The sequence below is a fragment of the Nocardioides sp. HB32 genome, assembly GCF_054058995.1.
Map to the genome: position 1 here is coordinate 4,236,493 of NZ_JBSSBS010000001.1, position 16,437 is coordinate 4,252,929.

18 protein-coding genes are annotated in these 16,437 nt (G+C 72.2%); 3 read left to right on the forward strand and 15 right to left on the reverse strand.

Annotated features, from left to right (window positions below; genetic code table 11):
• Window positions 1-218 precede the first annotated feature (218 nt).
• The 6 genes from ACVW2K_RS21220 to ACVW2K_RS21245 all read right to left on the reverse strand — a co-directional run bounded on the left by ACVW2K_RS21220 (window position 219) and on the right by ACVW2K_RS21245 (window position 4,908).
• Complete coding sequence (locus tag ACVW2K_RS21220) at window positions 219-758, reverse strand: mycothiol transferase (RefSeq protein ID WP_028635602.1); 540 nt, start codon at window positions 756-758, stop codon at window positions 219-221.
• Complete coding sequence (locus ACVW2K_RS21225) at window positions 755-1,369, reverse strand: helix-turn-helix transcriptional regulator (protein ID WP_231496094.1); 615 nt, start codon at window positions 1,367-1,369, stop codon at window positions 755-757. Before ACVW2K_RS21225 ends, ACVW2K_RS21220 begins: the two co-directional genes overlap by 4 nt.
• 105 nt (window positions 1,370-1,474) lie before the next feature.
• Window positions 1,475-2,554 carry a DNA polymerase domain-containing protein gene (locus tag ACVW2K_RS21230; protein WP_457203871.1) on the reverse strand — a complete coding sequence of 360 codons (1,080 nt, stop codon included), beginning with the start codon at window positions 2,552-2,554 and terminating at the stop codon, window positions 1,475-1,477.
• Between the two features lie 109 nt (window positions 2,555-2,663).
• Complete coding sequence (locus tag ACVW2K_RS21235; RefSeq protein WP_036568963.1) at window positions 2,664-4,340, reverse strand: SulP family inorganic anion transporter; 1,677 nt, start codon at window positions 4,338-4,340, stop codon at window positions 2,664-2,666.
• On the reverse strand, window positions 4,337-4,672 hold the full coding sequence (locus tag ACVW2K_RS21240) for an ArsR/SmtB family transcription factor (RefSeq protein WP_028635600.1): 336 nt from the start codon (window positions 4,670-4,672) through the stop codon (window positions 4,337-4,339). Before ACVW2K_RS21240 ends, ACVW2K_RS21235 begins: the two co-directional genes overlap by 4 nt.
• 92 nt (window positions 4,673-4,764) lie before the next feature.
• Window positions 4,765-4,908, reverse strand: a complete 144-nt coding sequence (locus ACVW2K_RS21245; RefSeq protein WP_155991888.1) for a DUF1660 family phage protein — start codon at window positions 4,906-4,908, stop codon at window positions 4,765-4,767.
• 462 nt (window positions 4,909-5,370) lie between these two features.
• Between ACVW2K_RS21245 and ACVW2K_RS21250 the strand changes: the two genes are divergently transcribed.
• Window positions 5,371-6,552, forward strand: coding sequence for a DUF222 domain-containing protein (locus ACVW2K_RS21250; RefSeq protein ID WP_457203872.1), 1,182 nt, complete (start codon window positions 5,371-5,373; stop codon window positions 6,550-6,552).
• An 81-nt stretch (window positions 6,553-6,633) separates the two neighbouring features.
• Here ACVW2K_RS21250 and ACVW2K_RS21255 read toward each other — a convergent pair whose 3' ends face one another.
• The 5 genes from ACVW2K_RS21255 to ACVW2K_RS21275 all read right to left on the reverse strand — a co-directional run bounded on the left by ACVW2K_RS21255 (window position 6,634) and on the right by ACVW2K_RS21275 (window position 10,396).
• A complete protein-coding gene (locus tag ACVW2K_RS21255) occupies window positions 6,634-7,272 on the reverse strand; it encodes a hypothetical protein (RefSeq protein WP_457203873.1) in 639 nt (212 codons plus the stop codon).
• 120 nt (window positions 7,273-7,392) lie between these two features.
• On the reverse strand, window positions 7,393-7,602 hold the full coding sequence (locus tag ACVW2K_RS21260; RefSeq protein WP_457203874.1) for a hypothetical protein: 210 nt from the start codon (window positions 7,600-7,602) through the stop codon (window positions 7,393-7,395).
• Between the two features lie 160 nt (window positions 7,603-7,762).
• On the reverse strand, window positions 7,763-8,047 hold the full coding sequence (locus ACVW2K_RS21265) for a hypothetical protein (RefSeq protein WP_457203875.1): 285 nt from the start codon (window positions 8,045-8,047) through the stop codon (window positions 7,763-7,765).
• A complete protein-coding gene (locus ACVW2K_RS21270) occupies window positions 8,044-9,255 on the reverse strand; it encodes a fatty acid desaturase family protein (protein ID WP_028635595.1) in 1,212 nt (403 codons plus the stop codon). The genes ACVW2K_RS21265 and ACVW2K_RS21270 overlap by 4 nt, the downstream gene beginning before the upstream one ends.
• 52 nt (window positions 9,256-9,307) lie before the next feature.
• Window positions 9,308-10,396, reverse strand: coding sequence for a ferredoxin reductase (locus tag ACVW2K_RS21275; protein WP_028635594.1), 1,089 nt, complete (start codon window positions 10,394-10,396; stop codon window positions 9,308-9,310).
• Window positions 10,397-10,475: 79 nt separating this feature from the next.
• Here ACVW2K_RS21275 and msrB point away from each other — a divergent pair, with 79 nt between their 5' ends.
• Window positions 10,476-10,880 (forward strand): peptide-methionine (R)-S-oxide reductase MsrB, encoded by a 405-nt coding sequence (msrB, locus tag ACVW2K_RS21280; RefSeq protein ID WP_457203876.1) that lies wholly within the window; start codon window positions 10,476-10,478, stop codon window positions 10,878-10,880.
• A 79-nt stretch (window positions 10,881-10,959) separates the two neighbouring features.
• Window positions 10,960-12,333, forward strand: a complete 1,374-nt coding sequence (locus ACVW2K_RS21285) for an FAD-binding oxidoreductase (RefSeq protein WP_028635592.1) — start codon at window positions 10,960-10,962, stop codon at window positions 12,331-12,333.
• A gap of 6 nt (window positions 12,334-12,339) precedes the next feature.
• Here the strand turns inward: ACVW2K_RS21285 and ACVW2K_RS21290 are convergent, their stop codons facing one another.
• From ACVW2K_RS21290 to ACVW2K_RS21305, 4 genes are read right to left on the reverse strand one after another with little or no spacing between them, the layout of a single operon-like run.
• A complete protein-coding gene (locus ACVW2K_RS21290; protein WP_457203877.1) occupies window positions 12,340-12,948 on the reverse strand; it encodes a hypothetical protein in 609 nt (202 codons plus the stop codon).
• Window positions 12,949-12,998: 50 nt separating this feature from the next.
• On the reverse strand, window positions 12,999-13,709 hold the full coding sequence (hemQ, locus tag ACVW2K_RS21295; protein WP_028635590.1) for a hydrogen peroxide-dependent heme synthase: 711 nt from the start codon (window positions 13,707-13,709) through the stop codon (window positions 12,999-13,001).
• 21 nt (window positions 13,710-13,730) lie between these two features.
• Complete coding sequence (locus ACVW2K_RS21300) at window positions 13,731-14,387, reverse strand: response regulator (protein WP_457203878.1); 657 nt, start codon at window positions 14,385-14,387, stop codon at window positions 13,731-13,733.
• Window positions 14,384-16,435, reverse strand: coding sequence for a sensor histidine kinase (locus tag ACVW2K_RS21305; RefSeq protein WP_457203879.1), 2,052 nt, complete (start codon window positions 16,433-16,435; stop codon window positions 14,384-14,386). Before ACVW2K_RS21305 ends, ACVW2K_RS21300 begins: the two co-directional genes overlap by 4 nt.
• Window positions 16,436-16,437 lie beyond the last annotated feature (2 nt).

Genomic DNA, 16,437 nt, shown 5'->3' on the forward strand with positions numbered 1-16,437 from the left:
TGGAAGTGCCCGTCGTACTGTCCTCCTGTCGGTCAGGGGGAACACCGGCACGGGAAGCCAGACACCTGGTTCTCGGCAACATGGTTCGGAACGACCGTCGCGGGACGTGGGGATCCGCGGGCGCGCCGGGGGGGGCGCCACCGGTCGGTTCCGGAAGGTCCGCTCCGCGCGCTCGGTTCCCGAGAAGGCGGAGCGGGCCTTCTCCATTCGGGCCGGCGTCAGCCGCCGGCGAGCTCCACAGCGATGTCGAGGTGGCCGGCGTGCCGCGCGTACTCGGCCAGCACGTGGAAGCAGATCCACTCCAGGGACGGCGGGTCCGCCGCGAACCGGCCGCCCGGCGACGCGGTCGCGTCCGGTGGGAAGTCCCGCAGGATCGTCCGGGTCCGCTCCCCGACCGCCCACAGGGCGGCGACCAGGTCCTCGACGCTGACGTCGTCCGGCACCGCCCACCGGCCGCCGAGCTCTGCGTCCCACGGCTCGTCGACGGTCCAGTCGCCCCACGGCTGCTCGACGTGCTCGCCCAGGAACCCCCACACGAACCATCGCTGCTCCATGTGCAGCACGTGGCTGAGCAGCTCGATCGGCGTCCAGCCCGACGGCAGCCGGGTCGTGCGCCGCTCGTGCTCGTCCAGCCCGAGCACGGCGTCGGCGATCTCCTGCCGGACCCAGTCGAGGTACGCCGCCCAGCGCTGCGCGCCTGCCGGCCCGTGCTTGCTCGGCTCGCCGTCGGCACTCGCGACCCGGTTGTCCTCGCTCACGCGTCGATCGTGCTCATGGTCGGGAAGCCGTGCTCGACGCCCCACGCGACGGCCTGGGAGCGGCTGGTCACCCCGATCTTCCGGTAGACCGACCGGATCACGGACTTCACCGTGTTGATGCTGAGGAAGAGCTCGCCCGCCAGCTCGTCGTTGGTGAGGCCCTGGACGATCAGGCCGAGGACCTCGAGCTCACGCGGCGAGAGGTTGACGCCGCGGCCCTGCTGGCGGCGCCGGTCGGCCCGGTTCTCGAGGTCCGCCCGCGAGCCGTCCTCCAGATGGCCGGCGGCGAACGCCTCGATCGCGTCGACCAGCTCCTCCGCCCCGACGCCCAGCGAGATCGAGGTGATCGCGCCGATCCCGAGCGCCCGGGCGGACAGTCCCGGCTGCAGATCGCGGGACAGGGCGAGCACCCTGCCGGGGTGCTGCTTGACCGCCGTCTCCAGGTCCTTGCCGTCTCCCTGGTGGAGCCCCAGCACGTCGTACAGGACGACGTCGGCCTCACCGAGGTCGGCCTCCGGCCCGATGTCGACGACCGAGACGCGGTCGGCGTACGCGGCCAGCAGGGTGCGGACGCCGGCTCGGACGATGGACTGCTCCGAGATCAGGCCCACGCGGACCATGATGTGACACCTCCCAGGACTACCTCTCCGAGGAGGGCATTCCCGGTGCCGATTCGGTCAAAACCCGACACGTTTCACCCCAAAGGGTGAATCCAACTACTCCACGCGGTTGCCGTCGTCGTCCCAGTGCTCGGCCACCTTCTTGCTCGGCTGCACCCGTGGCGGCTCGCCGGGCATCTTCGGGTAGTCCGGCGGGAAGTTCAGCTCGCCGCCGGGCAGCTCCTCCCACAGTCGCAGCAGCGGTTCGAGGGAGTACGCCGTGTCGTCGATGGTCGCCCAGGGGTCACCGTCCCGCACCCGATCGGGGACGGTGAAGAGGTTGTACTCGCGCGGGTCGGTGACGCCGGCGAGCTCCTCCCATGTCATCGGCGTCGACACCGGCGCGCCGGGCAGCGGCCGGAGGGAGTACGCCGAGGCGATCGTGCGGTCCCGGTTGTTCTGGTTGAAGTCGACGAAGATCCGCTGCCCGCGCTCCTCCTTCCACCAGGCGACCGTCACGCCCTCGTCGCGCCGCGCCAGCTCGCGGCCGAACCCGATCGCGGCGTGCCGCACGTCGGTGAACTCCCACTCCGGCTTGATGCGCACGTAGATGTGGACGCCGCGGTTGCCCGACGTCTTCGGGTAGCCGCGGAGGCCGAGCTCCTCGAGCAGCTCCTTCGCGACCCCGGCGACGCGCACCGCATCGGTGAACGAGGTGCCCGGCTGCGGGTCCAGGTCGATCCGCAGCTCGTCGGGGTGGTCGACGTCCGAGCGACGCACCGGCCAGGGGTGGAAGACGAGCGTGCCCATGTGCGCGCACCACACCGGCACGGCGACCTCCGTCGGGCAGATCTCCTCGGCCGTCCGCCCGGAGGGGAAGGTGATCTCGACGGTCTCGACGTACTCGGGGGCGCCCTTGGGAACCCGCTTCTGGTAGAACGCGTCGGCGTCCTTGTCCTGCGGGCCGGTGGCGAGCTTCATGCCCTCGCGGACGCCGGACGTCCACCGCTCGAGCGCGGTCGGGCGATCGCGCAGCGCGCGCATGATCCCGTCGTCGACGCTCGCGAAGTACTCCGCGACCATCAGCTTGGTGACCTCCGGCGTGTGCTCGGTCGCCTCGTAGATCACCCGGTCCGGGCTGGACACGCGGACGGCGCGACCGCCGGCGTCGACCTCGGCTGCGGGGGTCTTCGGCATGGGGCGACGATAGCGAGTCGTGCCGACGCACCCGCCGATCCGGCACCGGCTCCTCGCTCGCATATGGTCCCGTGATGCGGAAGCCCATCGCCGTTCGGTCCGAGTGACCTCAGGCCACGGTGTCGTCCGCGGGCCGGTGCTCGGTCCTGGAGGCGTGGAGACGGGCGTGGTCGATGGCCTCGGGCGTGGTCGCGAAGAGGTGCCGCTCGTGGGAGAGCCGGTCGTGGACTCCCAGCCCGCGCAGCACGCGCTCGTGGCCCGTCCGGACTCCCGAGAGCAGCACGGTGACGCCACGACCTTCGAGGCGCCCGATCGTGTCGGCGAGGACGTGCGCGCCGGTCGCGTCGAGTGTGGTCACTCGCGACATCCGCAGGATGACGACCCGGACGTCACTCACGTCCGAGAGCTCGAGGAGGAAGTCGTGGGCGGCGGCGAAGAAGAGCGGCCCCTCCAGGCGGTAGGCGACGATGTGGTCGTCGAGGAGCGCGCGTTCCTCGACCCGGTGGTCACCTGGCACGGCGTCGTCCAGCGGCGTCGTGTGGAGCCGCGCGGTGAGGGCGGTCTGGCGGATCGCGACGACTCCGGCGAGCAGCACGCCGACGATGACGGCGGTGACCAGGTCGAACAGCAGCGTCGCCGTCGCGGTGACCACGAGCACGAGCGCGTCGCCCCGGGTCGCCCGGGCCAGGGCCAGCAGGCTCGAGACGCGCACCATGTGCACGGCGGTCGCGATGAGGACGCCGGCCAGCGCGGCGAGCGGGATCTGGGCCACCCAGCGGGCCGCGACCAGCACGACCGCGAGCAGGAACAACGCGTGGACCAGAGCCGCCAGTCGCGAGGTCGCGCCGGCCCGGACGTTGACCGCCGTACGGGCGATCGCGGCGGTGGCAGGGATGCCGCCGAAGAGTGGTGCAGCCAGGTTCGCCAGCCCCTGGCCGGTCAGCTCGCGGTCGGACTGGTGGCGCTCACCGACGCTCATCCCGTCGGCGACGGTCGCCGACAAGAGGCTCTCGAGGGCTGCGAGCGCGGCGACCGCGACCGCGGGAAGCAGCAGCGCGTCGAGGTCGCCGAACGGGACGGTCGGGAGGTGCGGTGCGGGGAGGCCGCTGGGGATGTGGCCGATGGTCGGCGCTCCGAGGTCCAAGAACTGGTTCGCGACGGTTGCCACCAGTACGGCGAGCAGGGCGCCGGGCCAGGTGGGCCGCAGCCGTGCGACCACCAGGATCACGCCGATGACGGAGCCGGTGAGGAGGAGCGAGACCCAGGCCGGGCTGGCGACCCAGGCGGCGACCGCCCGGGCGGCGAGGACGAGGACCTTGTCCGCATGGACGCTGACGCCCAGTGCGGCCGGGAGCTGCTGGAGCGCGATGATGGCGGCGATCCCGACCGTGAAGCCCTCGACGACGGGGACGGGCACGTACCGGATGAACCGGCCGGCGCCCGCACACCCGAGCCCGATGAGGATGACCCCGGCCAGGAGCCCGACGACCAGCACGCCGTCGGCGCCGTGCGCGGCGACGATGGGGACCAGCACCACCGTCATGGCACCGGTCGGTCCGCTGACCTGGACCCGGCTCCCGCCGAAGATCGCAGCGATCGCGCCCGCGACCACCGCAGTGACGAGACCGGCCTCGGCGCCGAGCCCGGAGCTGACACCGAACCCGAGTGCCAACGGCAACGCGACCAGCCCGACCATCACGCCGGCCACGGGGTCCCGGCGCAGGTCGGCGCGCGTCCAGTCCGACGGTCTCGGGAGCAGGGTCGCCAGTCGGGCTCCGGTGGTCATCGCGTCCCGGGCGCCGAGGCCATGACGGATCCCGGCTCCTCGAGGTGGACCAGCCCGGTCAGGATGCGCCGGGCCGCCAGCAGCAGGTCACGTACCTCTGGCACGCTGACCGAGTAGATGACCTCGCCGCCCTCGCGACGCGAGACCACCAACGACGTACGTCGCAACACTCCGAGCTGCTGCGACAGGTTGCTCGGCTCGATCTCGATGGCCTCGAGCAGCTCGTGAACGGCGTGGTCACGCTCGGAGAGCAGCTCGAGGATCCGGATCCGCGCCGGGTGCCCCAGCGTCTTGAAGAACTCGGCTTTCGCCTGGTAGAGCGGCACGGTCACGACATGCAGCCTACATCAACTGAAGAAGTCTTCATGTGCTGGTGGGCACGATGAGGTGTCGCTTTCCCGGTACGGCCGCGACCGTGCCGGGCTCAGCCCCCACCCATCCAGGGCGTGACACCGGGGCCGTTGTCGAACTTCCCGCACCGTTGGCACGTCTTGAAGTGCTCGCCGGAGTCGTTCGTCTCCGTACGCCACTTGTGCCAGCCCAGACGGCACAGCAGGGACTTCGCCACAGACCGATCATGCTCCCGTCGCGCCCGGAGCGCCATGGCCCAGGATGACGAGGCGCGACCCGGCAGGGCGGGATCCTTCGGGACCCCCGCAAGGACCGCGTTGCGGTGCTCGGGACGAATGCGGGCGGCTGCCCGGGTCCTGCGGGTTGGTAGATGGTGGCGACCGAAAGGCAGCGAACGGAACGGCGGGCGGGTGGTCGCTGCTGTTGCCCGGCTCGCGGGTCGATGGCCCCGTGTCCGTGGCTTGCTGGCCGTGGGTGGTTGCGACCGACAGGGCAGCTACGGGAAGGGTGGGGGGGTGGGTGCTCGTCACCGGTTCCCGGCTTTCCGGCGTGCGGTCCCGGGGGGCCGCGCCGGCTGTGGAAAGCGGCTCGGAATCGTGGCCTGTTCGTGACCCAGGACCCTGTGGAGCCAAGGGGTTCTGGGCCTCTCAGTGTCGGTGGCCGGTGCTTGAGTAGAGCCATGACAGCGATGGCCAGACCTCGACACCGGGTCTCGGTGGCGGTCGCGCAGATGCGCGATCTGGCCGGCTCGGTGACCGATGCGTCGGTGTGGTCCATGGACGCCGCGGAGACCACCGCGACCCTCGTCTCGATCACCCGGCTGAAGGCGCAGGTCGCCGAGCTCGAGGCCCGGGTCGCCGAGCACGCCGACGACGAACAGGTCGATACGTGGGCGCACCGGACCCGGCAGACCAAGCCCGCGGTGCTCGGCCAGGTGAAGCTCGGCCAGGCCCTGGTCACCCGCGGCCAGGTCCGCGACGCGCTGGCCGCGGGTGACCTGGTGGTCGAACAGGCCAAGGTCATCATCACCGCGCTCGACCAGCTCCCCGGCGACCTCGACCCGGCCCTGGTCGACCGGGCCGAGCGGCACCTGGTGGCCGCCGGATGCGAGCACACCGCCCCGACCCTGCGGATCCTGGGCAAGCGGCTGATGGACGTGGTCGCCCCCGACCTGGCGGATGAGTACGAGGCGCGGCAGCTCGAACGCGAAGAGCGCGAAGCGCTGCTGGCCACCACCTTCACGATGGTCGACGACGGCCACGGCAAGTGCCACGGCCGGTTCACGGTCCCGTCCTTCCACGGCGCCGCGCTGAAGAAGATGCTGCTCGCGATCGCCGCGCCCCAGCACCGCACCGCCACCGACGGCCCCGCAGCCCCCGGCGCCGGGGTGGTGCCCCTGCCCGGTCGGGAACGGCTGGGGCGGGCGTTCTGCGAGCTGATCGAGCGCTACCCCGCCCACCAGCTCCCCCAGACCGGCGGAGTCTCCGCGACCGTCGTGGTGACCATGACCCTCGAGACCCTGGAAGGCCGCCTCGAGCAGGCCGCACTCCTGGACACCGGGGAGAAGATCACCGCCGACACCGCCCGCCGGCTGGCCTGCGAGGCCGGCCTGATCCCCGCCGTACTCGGCGGCACCTCCGAGGTGCTCGACCTGGGCCGCACCCGCCGGTTCCACACCAAGGCCCAACGGACCGCGATCGGGATCCGCGACAAGGGCTGCACCGAACCCGGCTGCGACTGGCCACCCGCGATGTGTCACGTCCACCACGAACCGCCGTTCAGCAGGGGCCGACCCACCGACGTGCAACACGGCCGGCTCCTCTGCCCGAAACACCACACCAGGTTCCACCGACGCCCCTAGACCGACCGGCCCGACGAAGCACCACACAGACCGGCCGATCGGCGCGGCGCGTGGCCGCCCGCCTGCGGCAGATGCGGACGGTCAGCTCGAGCGACCGAGGCCGAGGACGTCCAGGATCGCGGTACCTCCGTCGAGGACGCCGCCGACCGTCCCGACCTGGCCGTCCGCTCCCGGTGGCGTCGTGGTGGGGTTGTCGGTGAGACGGACGTCGCGGCATCCGTAGTCGTCGATGACCACTCCGGTCAGGTCGCCGGCATGGCTGTAGACGACCATCCATCGCGGGCCGAGGTCGGCGGCGCATCCGCCGCTGTGGTCAGCGGGGGCAAGCTCGTCCAGGGCGTCCTTCAGGTCCGGAAGGTCAGCCGCGGCGACGGGCTCGGCGTGCCCCGCGCGTCTCCACCCGTAGACAACCCCGTCGGGCGTCGTGCCGACATCGAAGGAGTTGAACTGGCAGACCCACGCCTCTTGGGGTGCGAGGAGCGTCGGGAGCTCGTCCGCGACCTCCTCGGCGCCGAAGCCGTGACCGGACGGGTCCTCACCGATGGGCAGTTCCCGTGGGCAGGGTCTTCCATCCGCCTCGGTGAGTTCGCTGGGATGTACCTCCGGCTCGTTCGCGGTCGCGGTGTCCGACCAGGGCACATCGCATCCGGCGAGGAGCAGTGCGGCGGACGCAAGGCCGAGAAGCGCGCCGACAGCAGTCGAGACGTTCGACGAGCTCAACGACGGCATGGTCGTACGACGAGCCCGCGACGCCGGCGGTTCCGAGGTCGGTGCGCGCTCATCGGAGGCAGGCCCGACGTCGGCCAGCGCGTCCACGAACGACGACAGCCGGCAAGAGTCCTAGTCCCCGGCGCCCCGGCTGTGGTGGGAGCCCAGGTCGACGCCGAAGTCGTCGCCGTCGTGCACGATGCCGTAGAAGCCCGAGACGAACAGGGCCATGACGGTCACCAGGATGACGGCAATCGTCACGTAACCCAGGATCTCTGCCGCGCTCTTGAAGATCGAGGCGGTATGAACGAGAGCGTCCGAGACCTTCCCCGTGTCGTCCATGTGACTTCCCCGCTTCCTCGTCGTTCGCATCGGATACCGCTCTCCGTCCTACCCTCGAGACAGACGGCTGGCGAGCGGGGTCGTCGTGGAATACCCGAAACGGGCTATGCCGCGAGCGGTCGGGCCGACGGGCGCGCGGCGCGCGGTGCGCGGCCAACCGCTACAGCAGCGAGTTCGGCTGGAAGGTCGGCCGGCGGTCGTCGTCCTCGCGGGTCGGCCGGACGAACTCGAAGCCGGCGGTCGTGACCAGCTCGGTCTCCTCGCGCTCGCCCAGGCCGACGGCGCAGGCGACGTGCATCGGCGGCAGGTGGAAGGCATTGCGGCCGACCTCCTGCGGCGTGCCCAGGAACGCGATCGGGCGGCCAAGCGGGCGCGCGCACACGCCGCAGATCCGGCTGAGCGCGCACTGGGTGACCCACTTGCGGTCCATCGTCGCGACGCTCATGCCGACGCACGCTTGCGGAAGTAGCCACCGGTCTCGGTACGCCGGCTCGGGCGCTCGGCGTCGGTGCGCCGGCCCCGGTCGATCGACGGCGACGGCGGCTCGGGCTGGTCGGAGCTGGTCATGTGGTTCGGCAGCGAGAGCTTCATGATCGTGCGCAATGCCTGGCCGTACTGACGGTGCAGCGGGCCGGTCGTGTACGGGATGTCGTACTTCTCGCACAGCGCGCGCACCTTGACCGCGATCTCCGGGTAGCGGTTGCTCGGCAGGTCCGGGAACAGGTGGTGCTCGATCTGGAACCCGAGGCTGCCGGACATGATGTGCAGGAACCTACCGCCGTCGAAGTTGGCCGAGCCCAGCATCTGGCGCAGGTACCACTCCGCGCGGGTCTCGTCCTCGAGCTCCTCCTCGGTGAAGTGCAGGGCCCCGTCCGGGAAGTGCCCGCAGAAGATGATCATGTAGGACCAGAGGTTGCGGGCCAGGTTGGCCGTGGCGTTCGCCTTGAGGGTGGACTTCCACTGCTTGCCGCTCAGCGCGGGGTACACGACGTAGTCCTTGAGGACCTGGTTGCGGCCCTTGCGCGCGATCTGGCGGAGCTGGCGCTTCATCTCCACCGGGTCCTTCTTGCCCTTCCGGATCGCCTCGAGGTCGAGGTCGTGGAGCGCGACGCCCCACTGGAAGAGGCCGGCGAGCAGCGCGTTGAAGACCGGCTGGCCCAGGTAGACCGGGTGCCACCGCTGCTCGCGCGCCATCCGCAGCACGCCGTACCCGATGTCGTTGTCGTGGCCGAGGACGTTCGTGAACTGGTGGTGGATGTAGTTGTGCGAGTGCTTCCACTGCTCGGCCGGCTGGGCGGTGTCCCACTCCCAGTTGGAGGAGTGGATCTCGGGGTCGTTCATCCAGTCCCACTGGCCGTGCATGACGTTGTGGCCGATCTCCATGTTCTCGAGGATCTTGGCCGCGCCGAGCATGGCGGCCCCGGCGAGCCACGCCGGCTTCCGCGTCCTCCTCGAGTGCAGGCCCGCCATCAAGGTGACCCGGCCGGCGGCGGCGAGGCCGCGCTGCACGGTGATCAACCGGTTGATGTACGCCGCGTCCTGGTCGCAGCGGGACTCCTCGATCTCGGCGCGGATCGCGTCGAGCTCACGGCCGAGCTGGTCGACCTCCTCCTCGGTGAGGTGGGTGTACTCCTTCACGTCCGCGATCGCCATGTCTCTCCTTCGTCGAGTCGTTCGTCGAGTCGTTCGTGAGTCGTTCGTCGCGTCAGATGTCGAGGGTGCAGTCGCCCACCGCTGCGGTGACGCAGGTCTGCACCTGCTCGTTGGGCTGGTCGTACTCCTCGCCGTTGCGCAGGTCCCGGACCGTGCCGCTGACGAGGGTGAGCGTGCAGGTGTGGCAGATGCCCATCCGGCAGCCGTACGGCATGCCGACGCCGGCCTCCTCGCCGGCCTCGAGCACGGTGGTCGCACCGTCGGCGTCGATGGTCCTGCCGGAGGTGCGGAACGTGATCGTCCCGCCCTCGCCACCCTCGCCGCCGAGCTGGAGGGAGAACCGCTCGAGGTGCAGGCGGTCCTCGAGGCCGGCGGCCTCGAAGTGCTCGGTGATCGCGTCGAGCATCGGACCCGGCCCGCACGCCCAGGTCTCGCGCTCGCGCCAGTCCGGGCAGATGTGGTCGAGGTCGGCGAGGTCGAGCATGCCCTCGGTGTCGGTGTGCAGCCGGTGCACGGTCAGGCCGTCGTGCTTCTCCTCGAGCCGGTCCAGCTCCTCGCGGAAGATCATCCGCTCCGGGGTCGGCGACGAGTAGTGCATGAGGACGTCGGGCATCGCTCGGCCGCTCTTCTGGGAGCGCCGGTCCATGGTGCGCAGCATCGCCATCACCGGAGTGACGCCGCTGCCGCCGACGAGGAACAGCATCTTCGCGGGCGGCGGCTCGGGCAGCACGAAGTCGCCCTCGGGCCGCGCCAGCCGGACGATGGTCCCGGGCGCGAGCCCGTTGACGAGGTGGCTCGAGAGCTTGCCCTCGGGCATCGCCCGGACGGTGATCGAGATGGAGCGGCCCGAGCGGCGCGGGGGCGAGCTCACGGAGTACGAGCGCCACTGGAACCGGCCGTCGACCTGGACGCCGATCCCGACGTACTGCCCCGGCCGGTGGTCGTAGCGCCACCCCCACCCGGGCCGGATGACCAGGGTGGCGGCGTCCTCGGTCTCGGGCCGGACCTCCTCGACCCGGCCGCGCAGCTCACGCTCGCTCCACAGCGGGTTGAGCAGGCGGAGGTAGTCGTCCGGGTGGAGCGGAGTCGTCAGCTTGGCTCCGGCGGTGCGGAGCCGTTCCCAGGGGACGGTGGCGGCCATGTCTCCTCAGTGAACACTTGTTCTCCCAATGCGTCAACGCCCCTGAGGGTGACCTTTCCCCGGTCCCTAGAATGGAGGCATGGCCCACCACGTGGAGAAGACCGACGCCGAGTGGCGTGAGCAGCTCTCGCCCGAGGAGTACGCCGTCCTCCGCAAGGCCGGCACCGAGCGGGCGTTCACCGGTGAGTACACCGACACCGAGACCAAGGGCGTCTACTCGTGCAAGGCGTGCCACGCCAAGCTCTTCGAGTCCGACACCAAGTTCCACTCCGGCTGCGGCTGGCCCTCGTTCTACCAGCCGATCACCGACACGGTCGAGTACATCGAGGACACCTCGCACGGCATGAAGCGGGTCGAGGTCCGCTGCGCCAACTGCGGCTCGCACCTCGGTCACGTGTTCCCCGACGGCTACGGGACCCCGACCGGCGACCGGTACTGCATCAACTCGATCAGCCTCACGCTGGAGCCCGCCGACCAGCAGTAGGCGCGACTGGACCAGACCAACAGGTGGCGGGTCGGCGAACTCGCCACGAGGCACGCCGGCGCGGAGCATCGTGCTGCGCATGACCACCACCCCGCTCTCCCCCGCTGACGACCTGCGCGGCCTCTGCGGCGGTCGCGTGCACCTGCCCGGCGACCCCGGCTACGACGCCGCGCGGACGCCCTGGAACCTCGCCGTCGACCAGCGCCCGGCCGCCGTCGCCGTCCCGCACTCGGCCGAGGAGGTGGCCGAGGTCGTCCGGGCCGCCGCGGCCGCCGGCCTCCGCGTCGCTCCGCAGAGCAGCGGCCACGGCGCGGGCCCGCTCGGAGAGCGCGGCCTCGAGGACGTCGTGCTGGTGCGGCTCAACGAGCTGACCGGCGTCACGGTCGATCCCGGGGCCCGCGTCGCGCGGGTGCTCGGCGGGACCCTCTGGCAGGAGGTCATCGACGCCAGCGCGCCGCACGGGCTCACGGCCCTGCACGGCAGCTCACCGGACGTCGCGGTCGCCGGCTACGTGCTCGGCGGCGGCCTGTCCTTCTACGGCCGCCGGCACGGCCTCGCGACCAACAGCCTGCGCGCGGTCGAGCTCGTCACCGCCGACGGCGCGCTGGTGCGCGCCAGCGCGGACGAGAACGCCGAGCTGTTCTGGGCGGTCCGCGGCGGCAGCGGCAACTTCGGGGTCGCCGTCGCGTTCGAGGTCGAGCTGCTGCCGTACGCCGAGGTGTACGCCGGGATGCTGCTCTGGGACCGCGAGCGGGCACCCGCGGTCGTGCGCGCGTGGGCCGCCTGGACCGCGGACCTCCCCGAGTCGGTGACCACGTCACTGCGGGTGATGAGCTTCCCGCCGCTGCCCGACCTGCCGCCGTTCCTCAGCGGGCGCCGGATCGTCGTGATCGACGGCGCCGTGCTCGAGGACGACGACCGCGCGGCCGAGCTGCTCGCCCCGCTGCGGGCGCTCGAGCCGGAGATGGACACGTTCGCCCGGATCCCCTCGGCAGGGCTCGTCCACGTGCACATGGACCCGCCCGCGCCGGTGCCGGCCGTCGCGGACCACGCGGTGCTCGCGGCCCTGCCCGAGGAGGCGGTGGCGGCGTACCTCGCCGAGGTCGGCCCCGGCTCGGACACGTCGCTGCTGTTCGCGGAGCTCCGCCACCTCGGCGGTGCACTCGGCCGGCCGGCCGAGAACGGTGGCGTGGCCTCGCACCTCGAGGGCGGCTACGCGCTGTTCTGCTGCGCGATGGCGCCGTTCCCGGCGGCCGCCGCCCAGGGCCGGGCCGACGCCCTGGCGGCGTGCGCCGCGCTCGCGCCGTGGACGACCGGCACCCGGGTCACCAACTTCACCGAGACCGTGGCCGACGTCTCGAGCATGTACGGCGACCGCTGGGAACGGCTGCGCGCGGTCAAGGCCGCGGTCGACCCCGCCGGCCGCTTCGTCGGGCACCACCCGGTGGGCTGACCCGGCCTACTCGGAGTCCACGAGCGCCGGGACGACCACGACGACGCCCTCGCCGTACTGCTCGTCGACCTGGTCCTGCAGCGAGCCGTCGTCGTAGACCACGTCGACGAGCACGCGCCTGCCGTCGACGGACGCGCCCTGCGCGCCGGGCAGGTCGCGCCCGACCTCGTCGGCGATGTCCTGCAGCTCGGCGCGTGTGTGCTCGACCGAAGGGAGCGGGTACGTCGGCGACGGCTCGGCCATCGGGTCGTAGGCGGCCCCGGGGACGGCGTCCTCGTAGGTGAGCGTCGTGCCGTCCCAGGTGCCGGTCACGACGTACTGCCCCCACCGGGTGCTGTCGGACTTCTGGTAGGTGCCCTCGTGCCGGGTCCAGTCCCAGCCGTCGACAGGCGGGCCGCTGCACTGCGGCGGCCAGGACTCCGCCACGGCGCCGAGGCAGAGCTCGGGTGTGCCGGTGTCCATGACCGTGGCGATGGCGCGGGTGCGGACCTGGCCCGGTGCGGCCGGTACGGCGGTCGGGCTCGCCGCGCCGGCCGGGTCGGTCGCGGTGGTGCCGCTGTCGCTGCCGCACGCGGCGACGAGGAGCACGGCGGCCAGGGCGAGGGCGAGCTTCATGCCGGTACGACGGCGCCCGGCCCGCACCGGTTCCGCACCAGAGCCCGGGGTCAGGGCAGCCGGTCGACGAGGTCGGCGACCCCGACGAGGGCGCCGGTGTAGAACGGCACCTCCTCGCGGACGTGGCGCCGGGCCTCCGACCCGCGCAGGTGGCGCATCAGGTCGACGATCCGGTGCAGCTCGTCTGCCTCGAACGCGAGGATCCACTCGTAGTCGCCGAGCGAGAAGCTCGCGACCGTGTTCGCCCGCACGTCCGGGTAGTCGCGCGCCATCTTGCCGTGGTCGGCGAGCATCCGGCGGCGGTCGGCGTCCTCGAGCAGGTACCAGTCGTAGGACCGCACGAAGGGGTAGACCGAGACGTGCTTCTTCGGCTCCTCGTCGCTGAGGAACGCCGGCACGTGGCTCTTGTTGAACTCCGCCGGCCGGTGCAGCGCCATCTGCGACCAGACCGGGTCCAGGCGGCTGCCGAACGCCGTCCGGCGGAACCGGTTGTACGCCGCCTGCAGCTGCTCGGAGGTGGCGGCGTGCCACCAGACCATCAGGTCGGCGTCGGCGCGCAGGCCGGAGACGTCGTACACACCGCGCACGACGACGTCGGACTCGGCGAGCTCGGCGAAGAGCTTCTCGACCTCGGCGCCCTCGGCGGCGCGGTCGGCCCCCATGTCGGGCGTGCCGAGCGGGTCCGCGAGCGCGAAGACCGACCACATCGTGTAGCGGATGCTGTCGTTGATCTCCCGTGCCTTCTGCGCCTTGCTGCTCATGCCTCCATTGTCTCCCCGGGCTCAATCGCGGCCGTAGCCGGCCTCCCTCGCCCTGATGATCGCCTCGGCCCGGCCGGCGGCGTGCAGCTTGGCGTAGATACCGGAGACCGCGTTGCGGACGGTCTTGCCGGAGACGTAGAGCTCGGCGGCGATCGCGTCGTTCGAGCGCCCGGCGGCGAGCAGCCGGAGCACGTCGCGCTCGCGCGCGGTCAGCTCCGGGAACGGCTCCTCCTGACGGGTCACCGCGCCGGTGACGTACGCCGCGACGCGGGCCGCCATGCTGGCGCCGAACACCATGCCGCCGGACGCCGCGGCGCGGATCGCGTTCTGCACCTCGTCGGCACCGGACCCCTTGAGCAGGTAGCCGCTCGCGCCCGCGCGCATGGCGCTGAGCACGGTCTCGTCGTCCTCGTTCATGGTCAGCATCACGACCCGGACGCCGGGCTGGCGCCCGGTGATCATCCGGGTCGCCTCGATCCCGTCCAGCTGCGGCATCTGGATGTCCATGACGACCACGTCCGGCCCGGTCTCGGCGACGACGTGGATCGCGTCCCGGCCGTCGGCTGCGGTCCCGACGACCTCGATCCCCTCCAGCGCCCCGAGCAGGCTGGCCAGCCCCTCGCGGACGATCTGGTGGTCGTCCACGACCACCACGCGGATGTCGGACGGCTCGGTCATCGGTCGCTCCTCAGGGGCAGCCAGGCGCGCACGACCGTGCCGCCGGTGGGTGGGCAGGTGACCTCGCTGCGGCCACCCAGCTCGGCGGCGCGCTCCCGCAGCCCGACCAGGCCGATCCCGGCCTGCGCGTCCGCGGGGATGCCGGCGCCGTCGTCGGCGACCTCGACGAGCAGCGCGCTGTCGACGACGTCGAGGCGGACCGCGGCGCGGGTCGCGCCGGCGTGCCGGGCGACGTTGGTCATCGCCTCGCCCGCGATCCGGTACGCCGCGACCTCCACCGCGGCCGGCAGGGTGCCGAGCTCGCCGGCCTCGACGGTCGCGGGCGGGTCCAGCTGCTCCGCCTGCTGGCGCAGCGCCCCGACCAGGCCCAGGTCGTCCAGGGCCGGGGGCCGCAGGTCGTGCACGAGGCGGCGTACGTCGGCGACGACCTCCTGGACGTGCTGGCTGGTGCCGTGGATCCGGGCCTTGGCCGCGCCCGGGTCCCTGTCGACCAGCAGTCGCGCCGACTCGAGCTGGAACACCACGCCGCTGAGCGCGGGGCCGAGCCCGTCGTGCAGGTCGCGGCGGATCCGCCGGCGCTCCTCCTCGCGGGCGCTGACCAGCCGCTCCCGGCTCTCCTGGAGCTCCTCGGCCAGCCTGCTGGTACGGGCGGCGGTGGCGGCCTGGCGGACCAGGTCGCCGAGCAGCTCCTCGTCGCGGCGGGAGAGCCGGCTGCGCAGCCCGCGAGCGGGCAGCACCAGCCGGCCGACCTCGCTGTCGCGGTAGGCGATCGGCAGGGTGCGCGTCGCGGCCGGCCGCTCGCCGTACGTCGCCACGAGCCGCTCGCCGCCGCTCCGGTCGACCTCGACGCTCACGAAGCCGACGCCGAAGGCGCTCGCGACGGCGCGCGCGACCGCCGCGAGCTGCTCGGTGCCCTCGTCGGTGGACTCGAGGGTGGAGGCGAGGCCGGCGACGGCGTCGTAGGGGTTGGCACGGTCGCCGAGGAGCAGCCGGCGCACCCAGCGCGAGAGCCGCTGCCGCAACGGGCCGTAGAGCAGGATCGTCAGCAGCAGCACCACGAGGATCACCTGCGGCTGCTCGAGGGAGTCCCCGAGGACTGCGGTCAGGAGGGCGACGACCGCCAGGTCGACGCCGACCAGCACGACCGCGAGCGCGGCCACCACGATGGTCCGGCCGAGGAGGTCCTCGATCGAGACCAGCGACGGGTCGACGATCGCGACCGTCATCGAGATCGGCACCAGCGTGATCGCCAGGAAGAACGCGGCGTCGCTCAGCGGCCCGAGGTCGAGCGCGATCGAGACGACCACGACGGCCACCGTCACGAGCGCGCCCCAGAGCAGCCAGCGCATCTGGTCGCGGGCCGCGCCGCGCGACGACCGGTAACGGCTGACGACGACGCCCACCGGCACGACGAGCCCCAGGAACGTCACGGCCTGGAGGGTGCCGATCAGGGCGTCCGCGATCGGCCCGGTCGCCGCGATCGTGGTGGGGTCCAGGTCGAGGCCGGGAGGGAGGAGACCGGGAGTCGTCTTCGATCGGTACGGCACGACGTCGAGGGCCAGGGCGCTGAGCACCATCGCGCCCATGCAGGCCCAGCTCGCGACGCCCCACCGGCCGGGGAGGAACCGGCCCTCGGGGAACAGCAGCGGCAGCACCACGACGGTCGCGATGAGCAGCGAGGTGAAGCGGAACAGGAACCAGACCGCGAAGGTCATCCCCGGCAGCGCGTCCTCGGTGACGAGCCCGAGCCGCACGTAGGCCTCCGAGAGCCCGTCCAGGCTCCAGAACAGCGCGACGCCGGCCATCGTCCAGCCGATCACCCGGTGCCCTGGGCTGCGCAGCACGACGGCCGACAGCACGCCGAGGACCAGCCCGACCAGCCCGGTGCCGAGCCCGGTGCCGACGTCGCTGTCCGGGCCCAGCGCGTAGAGCACGGAGCGGTCCCGCGTCGCGAGGTCGAGCAGGACGATCGCGACCAGGCAGAGCGCGGTCGCGGCCGGAGGGAGAGCAGCGACCGGCCAAGTGGCCGGTCGCTGCTCGTTGCTCACGC